This is a genomic window from Rhodococcus sp. USK10 (genome assembly GCF_019378875.1).
GTDB lineage: Bacteria > Actinomycetota > Actinomycetes > Mycobacteriales > Mycobacteriaceae > Rhodococcus_F > Rhodococcus_F pseudokoreensis.
The window spans coordinates 1,017,644-1,029,463 of record NZ_CP076047.1; the positions used below are offsets into that span (position 1 = coordinate 1,017,644).

8 protein-coding genes and 2 pseudogenes are annotated in these 11,820 nt (G+C 63.8%); 2 read left to right on the forward strand and 8 right to left on the reverse strand.

Annotation, left to right across the window (positions count from 1 at the left end; genetic code table 11):
* Positions 1 to 979 precede the first annotated feature (979 nt).
* On the forward strand, positions 980 to 4,273 hold the full coding sequence (locus I1A62_RS05265) for a protein kinase (RefSeq protein ID WP_219455128.1): 3,294 nt from the start codon (positions 980 to 982) through the stop codon (positions 4,271 to 4,273).
* On the opposite strand, the gene I1A62_RS05270 is transcribed toward I1A62_RS05265, so the two are convergent.
* Positions 4,264 to 4,584 carry an RES family NAD+ phosphorylase gene (locus I1A62_RS05270; RefSeq protein ID WP_219454597.1) on the reverse strand — a complete coding sequence of 107 codons (321 nt, stop codon included), beginning with the start codon at positions 4,582 to 4,584 and terminating at the stop codon, positions 4,264 to 4,266. The genes I1A62_RS05265 and I1A62_RS05270 overlap by 10 nt on opposite strands.
* Complete coding sequence (locus I1A62_RS05275) at positions 4,584 to 5,294, reverse strand: hypothetical protein (protein WP_219454599.1); 711 nt, start codon at positions 5,292 to 5,294, stop codon at positions 4,584 to 4,586. The genes I1A62_RS05270 and I1A62_RS05275 overlap by 1 nt, the downstream gene beginning before the upstream one ends.
* A 99-nt stretch (positions 5,295 to 5,393) precedes the next feature.
* Between I1A62_RS05275 and I1A62_RS05280 the strand changes: the two genes are divergently transcribed.
* Entirely contained in the window at positions 5,394 to 5,717 is a 324-nt protein-coding gene (locus I1A62_RS05280) for an enoyl-CoA hydratase-related protein (protein ID WP_219454601.1), read from the forward strand.
* Between the two features lie 222 nt (positions 5,718 to 5,939).
* Here the strand turns inward: I1A62_RS05280 and I1A62_RS05285 are convergent, their stop codons facing one another.
* The 6 genes and pseudogenes from I1A62_RS05285 to I1A62_RS05310 all read right to left on the reverse strand — a co-directional run bounded on the left by I1A62_RS05285 (position 5,940) and on the right by I1A62_RS05310 (position 11,335).
* A complete protein-coding gene (locus I1A62_RS05285; RefSeq protein ID WP_219454603.1) occupies positions 5,940 to 6,716 on the reverse strand; it encodes a FadR/GntR family transcriptional regulator in 777 nt (258 codons plus the stop codon).
* A gap of 301 nt (positions 6,717 to 7,017) precedes the next feature.
* A complete protein-coding gene (gene prpB / locus I1A62_RS05290; protein ID WP_219454604.1) occupies positions 7,018 to 7,917 on the reverse strand; it encodes a methylisocitrate lyase in 900 nt (299 codons plus the stop codon).
* Between the two features lie 23 nt (positions 7,918 to 7,940).
* The gene (locus tag I1A62_RS05295) at positions 7,941 to 8,441 is read right to left on the reverse strand and encodes a hypothetical protein (protein WP_257890463.1); all 501 of its coding nucleotides are present in this window, start codon (positions 8,439 to 8,441) and stop codon (positions 7,941 to 7,943) included.
* A gap of 196 nt (positions 8,442 to 8,637) precedes the next feature.
* Positions 8,638 to 8,817, reverse strand: a pseudogene (locus I1A62_RS47085) (MBL fold metallo-hydrolase); the annotation flags it as partial.
* A 2-nt stretch (positions 8,818 to 8,819) separates the two neighbouring features.
* On the reverse strand, positions 8,820 to 9,926 hold the full coding sequence (locus I1A62_RS05305) for an IS630 family transposase (protein WP_219454068.1): 1,107 nt from the start codon (positions 9,924 to 9,926) through the stop codon (positions 8,820 to 8,822).
* A 78-nt stretch (positions 9,927 to 10,004) separates the two neighbouring features.
* Positions 10,005 to 11,335, reverse strand: a pseudogene (locus I1A62_RS05310) (IS701 family transposase).
* Positions 11,336 to 11,820 lie beyond the last annotated feature (485 nt).

Consider the following 11,820-nt stretch of genomic DNA (forward strand, 5'->3'; position numbering starts at 1 on the left):
CAAGTCAAGCCCAGAGAGCCAACCCGCAGCGGGAACGAAAGGATCGTCGCGAGCTGCTTTCGTCGCGGCGATCATCCGGGGTGTGCTGGAACCCGAGCGGTTGTCGGTCCAGGCGGCAGCGAGGACGGTGATGGGTGAGTGTGTAGGCGTGACGCCTCGGCGGTCCGCCGGCGTGTCGACCAGGTCGATCTCCGACCTCGGGAACGGCATCGTCCCATTGCGGCAGGTGCGGACCGGGATCTGCGTCTGCGTTGAGTGCCGAGTTTGCTGCGAACGGTCCGACGTGCTTTTTGCATTCGAGCGCCCGCCGTCCGGGCGATGGGGGCTGCCGAATGCAGACCCCAGCTACAGCCGGAAAAGGGACACGAGGTCGGACAGTGTCGGTAACACCTGCTTGCCGGCCCTCATTCCAGCACCGCCAATAGACAGACAATGCCGCAACAACGTTGGTCTCCTGCGGTAGGCACCGCGCGATCCCCGCGTGGGGGATCGCGACCATGCCCGCACTGGCTCGCAGGCGGATCTCCTCGAGGACGCTCGCCCTTGTCCGGCTTGCGCTCCAGCGGGTCACGATCGTCGCCACAGCGGGAGGTCACCCCCGGTGGGAGCTGACCGTATAACCCACGAGGAGGCACGCACTGACCTCCCACACCACGCCCGGGACTTGACCGTCGTCGGGCTCTGCGCTCAGCCACGGTCAGTCTCCGGCCCTACCACCGCACCCACGCGACCGACACGCAGTACGCAGGCATCCTCACGTGAGGGATGTACCCAGGTATTTTGGATGAGTCCACATGGGCTCTTGACATAGACGACTCCGAAGGTGACAATTCGCGGTCACGGCAATCCTCCCGCTCTTGTAGCGGGCCAAGTCGGAGGAGTCGTTGGTGGCGACGCACGCTTCAGCCGAGGGGGCGATTTGCCGTGTCTCCACGACGGGGCGGCAGTTGGACACAGCAGTAGAGCCTGAGTGAACGCGATGGGCGATGGCGGTCTGTTTGAAACGCAACGAGACGACATGCCTGCGATTGAGGCCGAGTTGCATGCCCTCGGACTGACAGATGCACACGAGATCGGCCGCGGTGGCTTCGGAGTGGTCTACCGTTGCCAACAGCCTTCATTGGATCGCGCTGTCGCAGTCAAGGTCCTGACGAAAGACCTGGACGAGGAAAATCGGGCTCGCTTCTTTCGTGAGCAGCGCGCTATGGGACGACTGACCGGGCATCCCAACATCGTCAACGTGCTGAAGGTTGAGGTCACGGCCAGCGGCCATCCTCTGATCGTCATGCCGTACCACCCTCTTGGTTCACTCGAGTCGCTAATCCGCCGCTCGGGTCCGCTCTCCATAGAGCGGGTATTGCGGCTAGGGGTCAAGATGGCGGGCGCCGTGGCGACCGCGCACCGGCTAGAGATTCTGCATCGGGATGTCAAACCCGCGAACATCCTGCTCTCGAGCTATGGAGAGCCGGCTCTGACCGACTTCGGCATTGCACACATCATGGGCGGATTCGAAACTGCCGCGGGCATTGTCATCGCTTCACCGGCGTACACACCGCCCGAGATTCTCAGAGGAGACCCGCCGACCCCGATGTCGGACATATACAGTCTGGGTGCGACGCTCTTCTGCGCCGTGACCGGCCACGCTGCGTTCGAACGTCGCCACGGAGAGCAGGTAGTCGCCCAGTTCGTCCGAGTTTCCAGCCAAGCGATCCCTGATACCCGCGAATACGGTATCCCTGAGGAACTGGCGACCGTGATCGACCACGCCATGTCTCGCGATCCCCACGATCGCCCCCCACGGGCAGAGGCGTTCGGCGATCTACTGCAGGAGATTCAGATCCGCAACGGCCTCGCCGCCGACGACATGGCATTGCCTGACGACGATGGAGCGATCCACGTCCGCCGGCATTCCGCCACCTCGACATTCCCCACGTCGAATTGGACGCATACACCTGCTCCTCTTCCAAAGTCCGCAGGCAACCTTCCCTTGGATTCGACCAGTTTCATCGGTCGGCAGGACGAGCTCTCCACCGCGCAGACGATGCTCAAAACCAGGAAACTCTTGACGCTGACAGGTATCGGGGGCGTCGGCAAGACGCGCCTTGCGTTGCGGCTTGCTGCAGACCTGCGCCGCCGATTTCCTCACGGGGTGTGGCTGGCCGAGTTCGGTGAACTTCGTGACCCGTCCCTGGTGCCCAACGTTGTTGCCGATTCACTCCGTCTCCGCACCCACGGCGCGGATTCGGCCAAGGAAGTTATCGAGTTCCTCGCTGCCAGGCATGTCCTGCTTGTCCTAGACAATTGCGAACATGTCATCGACGCCGTTGCGCGGTTCGTTCAAGATCTGATTCGAACGTGTCCGGACGTCGTGATCTTGGCGACCAGCCGCGAGCCCCTGAATGTCGCGGGGGAGTCCGTTATGCGCGTCCCGCCAATGACGATGCCGGATCCCGAGCATGAGCCCGAGTTGATGGGCACCCCGGCGTATGACGCAATTGCCATGTTCGAAGACCGAGCTTCTACCGCAGTACCGGGGTTTGAGCTGTCCGATGACAACCTCGACACCGTTGTGAGCATTTGCCGCCACCTCGACGGCCTACCATTGGCCATCGAGCTCGCCGCGGCCCGGCTACGCGCAATGTCCCTCGACCAGGTATTGCGGCGCCTGACCGACCGATACGCGCTGCTGACCCGAGGGACTCGAGCCGCACCGACCCGCCAGCAAACCCTTCGGCTGTGCGTCGAGTGGAGTTACGACTTGTGCACGCCGATCGAGCAACGCATCTGGACACAGATGTCCGTTTTTTCGGGTAGCTTCGAATACGATGCAGCGCAGAATATTTGCCTTGAGCACATCACCCCGGACGAGCTGCTCGATATCGTTTCCTCCCTCGTCGATAAGTCGATCCTGATCAGGGAAGAACACCGAACCGGCATTTCCTTCCGGATGCTGGACACTTTGCGTGACTTCGGTCGGGAAAAGGCACTCACCTCCGATGAATACCGGAAACTTCAACACCGCCATTACGACTGGTATCGCCGGCTGGCGCTGGCGGCGGAAGCCGACTGGATCGGTCCTCGCCAGCTGGACTGGCTCGCCCGGCTCGGGCGCGAACACTCCAACCTCCGAGATGCCATGGAGTTCGCACTCTCTATGCCCAACGGCTCCGATTACGAGGCAGGGCTTCGGATAGCAGCAGCACTTTTCCCGTTCTGGTACGCGCGGAACCTGTTCAGCGAGGGCCGGTACTGGTTTGACCGCGCCCTGGGCAAGAAAGCCGAACAGGCGACAGCGGATCGCATCATGGCACTGTGCTTCAGTAGTGTGCTCGCCGAATTTCAGGGGGATTTTCCAACTGCATCCGACTTCATCGTCTCAGCACGCGAAATGATCGCGGAGGTGGATGATCCGATCGGGAAAGCGTACATGGATCATGCCGAAGGGCTGTTCGCGTTGTACAGCGGGGACCCACTCCAGGCGTCCGCACACTTGGAAACGTCGCTGCGATTGTTCAGCGCGGGCAACGTACAGAGGGCCAGGGTATGGACCCTTGTCATGCTCGGCGTCTCATACGAGTTACGCGGACGAACCGCTCAGGCCGTCACGTGCTACGAAGAAGCACTCTCGATCACAGAATCCTGTGGCGAATTGGTTTATCGGTCGCACTCATTGTGGGGGTTGGGTCTTGCGAGGTACCGGCAGAGCGAGATAGACCAGGCAACGCAATCCCTAGCGCAGTGCTTGGAACTTTGCCGGCTAGTGGAAGAGCCGCTTGTCGCCGCGGTGTGCTTGGAAGTCGTGGCTTGGATTTCCGGTGACCACCAAGATTCGGAGCGGGCAGCCGTCTTGCTGGGGGCGGCAGAGTCGTTGGGATCCGCGGTAGGAAGTTCGCCGCTCCTGTTCCACGAACTCCGCCGCTATCACACCGCGTGCGAGCGAACTACTCGTGAACTGCTGGGAGAGCAAATATTTCGAGCTCGCCATCGAAAGGGCGCGCGAATGGGATTGGAGAAGGCCATCTCTTTCGCACTCGAGACCGATCAGCGGGCAAACGTCCGCACCAGGACGAAAGTTGCTCTCACCGAGCGTGAGCGACAGGTCGCCGACTTGGTGACTCAAGGACTCTCCAACAAGGCCATCGCGACAAAGCTCGAGGTACCCGAACGAACCGCGCAGAGCCATGTAGATCACATCTTCGGCAAACTGGGGGTTAAGTCCCGGAAGGAGATTGCAGCGTGGGTCCGGGCGGAGCGTAAGACGCATCACCGATGATCGTGGGCGAAGCTGCGCCTTCGCAGATGCAGTCGACCCCGATTACGTTCGCGGTGCCGGGCGATCGAAGGGTCGAGGGGGAGGTCCCGGCAGATGGTTTCGGCGATCGCCCCGTCGGGGCTGTCGGCGATGTAGAGGTAGGCGTAGCTGCCGTCGAGGGAGTCGAATCGGCCGCCGGCGAGTTCGTCGGGTTGGGTGGTCGGGTTCGGGGTGTGGGGCGCGTGTACCCGCCACACCCTCGTTCCGGCGGTGAGCACGGTTCGGTGCGCCGGCCGGAGTAGACCTGCGGCCGGTGGTTCGATGTTCGGCATCAGTCGGGCAGCACCGCGGCGGCGAGCCGCTCGAGCTTCCGGCCGGCCGCGGGGTCCGGGTCGGCGGCGAGGTCGGCAGGGGTTTGCCCCTCGGGTAGGCGGGTGGAGGGGGCCAACCACCACGACGCCACACCCCAGGGATCATCAGCGGCGCCGAGGGTGGTGTTGATGGCGGCGACGGTGTCGCGGACCGAGGCGGTGGCCTCGTCGAACTGGAACGCCGGGTACCGGTAGCTGTTGCCGACAGGCAGGGCGACGACCTTGCCGGTGGTGCGGAGCCTCGAGGCGACGGTGCGATCGGCTGCGGGCCGGTGCAGCACGGCGGCGACCTGGCCGGCGGTGAGCATCGGGTGGTCGAGGATGTGCCGGCGGGCGGCCTGCTCGATTTCGGCCTGGGCGATGGCGTCGTCGACGAGGTTGGCGCCGATCCGGGCGGCCTGGGTGCGGTCGGTCAGGGTCGGTGCCATCGCCAGCAGCGAGGTCACCTGGTTGCGGACCAGGTGCATCTCGGGGCGGGCGGCGAGTTCGGAGGCGACGACGTCGATGAGTTCGGGGGTCGACAAATCCGACAAACGCCGTTCGTCCGGCGACGGCGCGGCGTGCGGGCGGTCGCCGGCGCGGGTGTAGCGGCCGGTGACGGTGTCGCGGCGCAGTCGGGAGCCGGCGAGCTTGTGGTGTCGCCGGGGAGAGATCGATCGGTGGGTTGCCACGGGGCACTCCTTGCTACGTTTGCACCGCAATCTTACATCGTTGCTTTCGTTGCAGCCAGTAGAGGGGTCTGCAGCTAATCACCGCCCACTCACGGCAGGATGAGACCGCAGCTGCTCCCGGAACTGGTCGGACGCGATGTCGCCAAGGACCTGACCTTCACCGGCCGCAAAGTCACCGGAGCCGACGCGGTCGCCATGGGACTGGCCACCCGAATCAGTGACGACCCCCTTGACGCCGCGTTGACGCTGGCCCGGGAGATCGCCGGCCACAGCCACTCCGCTCTGCGTCACGCAAAACGGTTGCTCGACATGGCCGGACACGTCGATCTCGCCGCCGGGTTGGACGCTGAACAGGACGCCGTCGTACGGTTGATCGGCTCGGAGGAACAACTTGCCGCCGTTCGCAGACGGCTCGGAAAATGAACGGCGTGGGTATTCGGAGGATCCCCAAGAGGCTCAATCCCACCGGAGTTTCAGGTGCGCCTATTCGAGAACGGGCTGTTCGAGAATCCCGGAACTCGCTGATGATCGGTTCGCACAGGAACGCGGCGATCCGATCGTCGGCCGTGGCGGAGGATGGCCGGCCCGTTCCTGGGTCTCGGCGTCGTCCTTTGGGCACCAGGAAGGTGGGATGTCTCGGGTGGGTCAGCTGGAGGTGTCGAGTTCGAGCGCTTTCGCCTTCTCTGCTTGGAGGAGAACTTTCTCGAGTCGCTTTAGATGTCGAGTGATCTCCGAGATCGCCTTCTCTGCATCACGGGCCCGTAGGTGATTGAGGACCCGGCGGCGGACCTTCCCGATGTCCTTGTTGGGCTTAGGCCCGGCCCGATTGAGTCGCAGATGGACAATCTGGGACAGGGAATCGGTCAGTATGACCAATACTTCGTTGTGCGTCGCACTGGCAAGGATGTGGTAGAACTCCATGATCTGTGCGGTCCGCTCGACCCCAGCCTCGGTCTTGGCCTGCTGCTCGGTGAAGGTAATGTCCTCGTCGAGCTTCTGAAAGTCGTCATCGGTAGCCCGCTCACACGCGATGCGGATGATGTCGGACGTGAGGATGATCCGCGCCTCGAGGAGACTCGAGGGCGATAGGGCACCGAGTGAGGCCAAGTCGGTCATCGCCCGCGACACCACGCGGGGGTCGCCGTCGCGAATGAAAACACCACCGGCCACTCCGAGACGGGACTCGACCAGGCCGGAAGCCTCAAGCGCCCGCAGCGCCTCGCGCACGCTTTGCCGAGCGATCCCGAATATCTGGGCCATGTCCCGTTCCGAGGGCAGCCGATCTCCCGGCTTGAGCTGTCCTTCGGCAATCGCGTTGCGAATCTGCTCGTAGATGTACTCGAACCCGCGGCGGGTGTGAACTTTCGTAAAGATTGGTGAACCTTCGACGCCTTGCTGGAATAGGGCAGTGGGCTCGGTCATGTTCCCATCCTATCGCGTCTAATGTTTTGACCATTGACCACATATAATCTTGAGTCGAAGGGCTTGGGCATGTCCATTCTCGCGAACATAGACGGCATTGCCTTGCACTGAATTCGCCTACCCGTAGGTTCGGGGACCGAGACCGCAGCGGCACGCAGGGTATGGTCCGATGTCTCATGAGAGAGGACGTGGCCGGTTCATTCTCATCTCGGGCCAACTACGTCACCTCATATACCCGGCTGAGCTACCGACACAGGCAGTGCTTGACCCACTCGAAGCACCAGGGAAAACAAAATCCCGGTTAAGCAGGGACTTCGAAGTTGAACAGGCCCGAGTCGAAGTCGTTGTACCCCTCGTAGTCGACGAGATCATAGAGCCTTGTGCGCGTGAGCATGTGCGGCACGGACGCTTGCTGTGTTCCGTCCTGTTGGATTGTTTGGAGGGTGCGTTCCATGGCGCCGAGGGAGGCCCGGAGGAGGGTTACCGGGTAGATGATCATGTTCACACCCGCGTCCTGAAGCCTGTCTACGGTGAATAGATCCGATTTTCCGAACTCGGTCATATTGGCCAGGATCGGCACGTCGACGGCTGCCCGCAGGGCTTCAAATTCAGTGAGGCCGGCCATAGCCTCGGGGAAGATTGCGTCCGCACCGGCGTCCACTAGGGCTTTTGCGCGGTCGACGGCCGCGTTCAGGCCCTCGACGCCGCGGATGTCGGTGCGAGCCATAATGAGGAAGTTGGGGTCTCGGCGGGCCTCGACGGCGGCGCGGATGCGCTGGGTGGCGGTGTGCAGGTCCACGACGGTCTTGCCGTCGAGGTGTCCGCAGCGTTTGGGGTTGACCTGGTCCTCGATGTGGCAGCCGGCCAACCCCGCGTTCTCCAGTTCCTGGATGGTGCGGGCCACGTTCACCGGCTCCCCGAAGCCGGTGTCGGCGTCAACAATCGCCGGTAGATCGGTGATCCGAGCGATCTGCCCGGCGCGGGCGGCCACCTCGGGGAGCGCGGTGAGCCCGATGTCTGGAAAGCCGAGCTCGTTGGCGAGAACGCCGCCGGATATGTATACGCCCTCGAAGCCCTGCTCCTCAATCAGGCGTGTCGAGATGGGGGTGAACGCACCGGGGAACCGGGCGATCGATCCGGAGGCGAGGATCTGCCGGAGCGTGAGGCGCTTAGCCTCGGCAGTGAGGGGGGAGAACAGCATGGTGGGTCGTTCCTCTCGTTTCGTCAGCAGCGGATGGCTGCAGTCTCGGGTGCTTCGGGCGCCGCCGGTGGGCGCCGCTGCGGTACGTGGTCAACATCGGGGGTTCGCCAGCCGGCGTCCAGGGCAGGTAATCCTGGAACCCCGTCGTGAAGGCCCCTGCCGACGAGGTACTGGATATGCGCGGCTGTTTCACCGAGGGCCAGGCGGAAGGCGGTGCCCTTGAGCGACGGCCATCCCCGGGACCAGGTGAGTTCGCGGGCGATGTCGTGCACCGATGCGGGACCTGTATCCAGAGCGTCGTGCACTTCGCCGACCCGGGCCAACGATGCGGATTCCAGTTCGTTCGTGCGGCGTGCCATCCCGCGGAAGCGGTACTCGTGTGCGGGGCAGACCTCGTAGTCGTCGTGTCGGGCAATGCGCCGCAGGGACTCGAGGTACCGCTCGAGGGGGTTCGTCTCGCCCTGGATGGATAGGGCGACGTTGGGGGTGATGCGGGGGAGCACGTGGTCGCCGGAATAGACCATGGAACCAGGGTGGTCCCAGAAGCAGGTATGTCCTGGGGTGTGGCCGGGTGTGGCCATGGCCCGTCAGCGTGTGGCCGGCCACGTGGAGGATTTCTCCTTCTTGAATGCGAATGTCCGGCGTGGCCAGATCCACCAGGCCTTGAAGCATCTGTTTGGACATCGCCGCTTCGGCAACCCTGTCTTCGGGCATGCCCCAGGTGCGCATGCGATGCTGGTCCAGGCGGACGACGTCTGCGGCACAGTCGAAGGCGTTGAGGTGGTGGCGTTCGTGCTGGCCCATGGCTATCCACGCGCCGGATGCTGCGGCCACCCGTCGTGCCAACCCGAGGTGGTCGATATGAAAATGCGTGGCGATGATTCCTGTGACGTCACTGATACCTAGTGTCCTGAGTCGTTGTTCAGTTGATTAATCCGCGTGCAGTAGTTGGCGAGGTTGTCCAGGATTTCGTCCGCGGTTTTGGTCCACACGAAGGGTTTTGGATCGTCGTTCCATGCGTCGATCCAGGCTTGGACGTCGGTCTCGAGTTCTTTCACGCTGCGGTGGGTGGATCGGCGGAGTTTGCGGCTGGTCAGCTCGCCGAACCAGCGTTCGACGAGGTTCAACCAGGAACCGCTGGTCGGGGTGAAATGCAGATGGAACCGCGGGTGGGCGGCCAGCCAGGTCTTGATCGCCGGGGTCTTGTGGGTGGCGTAGTTGTCACAGATCAGGTGCAAGTCCAGCTCGGCGGGGGTGTTCTTGTCGATGGTCTTGAGAAACCGGAGGAACTCCTGATGGCGGTGTCGTCGCTGGTGCTGGCCGATGACCTTGCCAGTGGCGATGTCGAGGGCGGCGAAAAGGCTTGTGGTGCCGTGGCGGATGTAGTCGTGGGTCTTGCGGCCCGGTACGCCGGGCATCATCGGCAGCATCGGGGCGGTGCGGTCCAACGCCTGCATTTGCGATTTCTCGTCCACGCACAGCACCAGTGCCTTGTCGGGCGGGGCGAGGTAGAGGCCGACGATGTCGCGGACCTTCTCGATGAACTGTGGATCGGTGGACAACTTCCAGGTGTCCACCAGATGCGGCTTGAGGCCGAAAGCGCGCCAGATACGGGAAATCGCGGTCTGGGACATGCCGGTGGCCCGGGCCATCGACCGGGTCGACCAGTGCGTGTCCCCGTTCGCCGGCGTCTCCTCCAGGGTCTTGACGATCACCGTCTCGACCTGCTCGTCGGTGATCGTGCGAGCCGCACCCGGCCGCGGCTCGTCCGCCAGGCCCGCCAGTCGATCCTTGACGAACCGGGCCCGCCACTTGGACACCGTCTGCGGCCAGATCCCCAGTCTCGCAGCGACATCCTTGTTCGTCACGCCCTCCGCGCACGCCAGCACGATCTTCGCCCGCAGCGCCAACGCCTGCGACGTCTTCGCGCGTCGAGCCCAACCCAGCAGCGTGTCACGCTCGACATCGGACAGAACCAATTCCGCCTTCGGGCGACCAGAAAATGCCATTACCCGATGCTACCAACATATTCAACGGATCAATAACTCAGGACACTAGTAGTACTTTGTTAGGTGGGGAAGGTGTGGTCACAGAGTGGGCAGGTACCGATCCAACGGGCAAGTGCGCGTTGGAGTTCGCGGAGAACGGCGTAGAGGCTCAGTCCTGCCCAGCTGCTTTTGGGTCGGTGAGCCGGAGGGTGGTGAGGAATAGGTGAGCGGCGGTGACCAGGGTGGCGTGGTGATGCCAGCCCAGCCAGGAACGACCCTCGAAATGATCCAGCCCGAGACCGGTTTTCAGCTCCCGGTAATCGTGCTCGACGCGCCAGCGGAGTTTCGCCAGGCGCACGAGTTCTTTCAGTGGGGTCTCGGCGGGCAGGGTGGAGAGCCAGTAGTCGGTCGGCTCGTCGGCGCCGGCGGGCCACTCGGCGAGCAACCAGAGCTCGGGCAGGGTGCCGTCGTCGGCGCGGGGAATGTCGCGGTTCGCCGGGCGGATGCGCAGCGCGGCGAACCGCGAGCGCATCGCCGCGGTCGGATTGGTCAGGTCGGCCTTGCTGCCGCGGCGCCAGGTCACCGTCCGCAGGGCCTTCCGTCCGGCGGCCAGGACCAGGTCCTTGCAGCTGGCGGCCGGTCCCGGGTAGCGCGGGGCCGGTTGCCGTCCGCGCCCGCTGTAGGGAGGTGTCTCGGGGACTGCGTCGCCGGGAAAGGCGCTGGTGGACCCCTTGACGGCGACGACGTAGTCGATGCCCCGCTCGGTCAGCGATTCCCGGAAGGCGGTGGTGTCGCCGTAGCCGGCGTCCGCGACCACGACCGGCGGGATCCGGCCCCACTCGATCAGCTCGTCGATCATCTCGATCGCCATTTCCCACTTTGTGCGGTGATGCTCCGCGTCGGGGATCGCGGACCGGCGCCTGCGGGCGGTGATCGCCGCGACCGCATCGGGATCGGTGGTGGACCGATCGTCCCAGCTCTGCGGCAGGAACAGTCGCCAGTCCAACGGGGCCGACGCGTCATCGGTGGCGGCGTGCACGCTGACCGCGATCTGGCAGTTGCCGACCTTGCCGAGGGTGCCCGAGTACTGACGGGCCACACCCGGCGAGCGGTCGCCGTCCTTGACGAACCCGGTGTCGTCGACGACCCACGCATCCGGGGCGATCAGACCGCACGCTTTGCGGGAGAGGGTTTTCCGTACCGGAACCACGTCCCACGGCGAGGTCGTCACGAACTGCTGCAACTGTTGATGGTCGACCTGCAACCGCTCCGCCATCGGCTGCATCGACTTCCGACGCCCGTCGAGCATCAACCCGCGCGCATACAGCCCGGCCTTCGCCCGCTGATCCTTCCGTGCCAGCGACGAGAACACCTCACCGACAAACGTATCCAACTTGTTCCCCGACCCGGGCGAGAGCGGCTGTATCCATGCCCGCATGCTCTCGAGAAAACCACGAAAACTCGAGCCGACACGCCGAGCTAACAAAGTACTACTAAGTGGGCCCGTTCAACGGTGTTCAATTTCGGCGCACACGGTCGGGCGATGCATAGCGCTGCTGCTGTGGGTGGCGTCAACAGCCTCTGACGGAGTCCTGCGTTCCCATTACCTACGTGGCTTTCCACATCTTTCCGGCTTTCGTGTATGTCGCTGTCTGTCTTGCCGGAGTGGTCCGGGCTCGAAGCAAGGCGAACTACACCCGCGAGCACCAGTGGCGGATTCTGTTATACGGCGCTGCCGGAGGCTCTCTTTCGGCCTTCGTTGTTGGATCAGTGGTTGCTGTAGTTTATGGGCCGCTGGAGGGTTTCATCGCGGTCTCATGGTGGGTCCGGCGCTTCCCATCGGCGTCACGTTTATGGCTTTAGTCGCGCGCACGGCGCGACCGCGCCGGAGTACGACGGAGCGCACCGCCGCAGT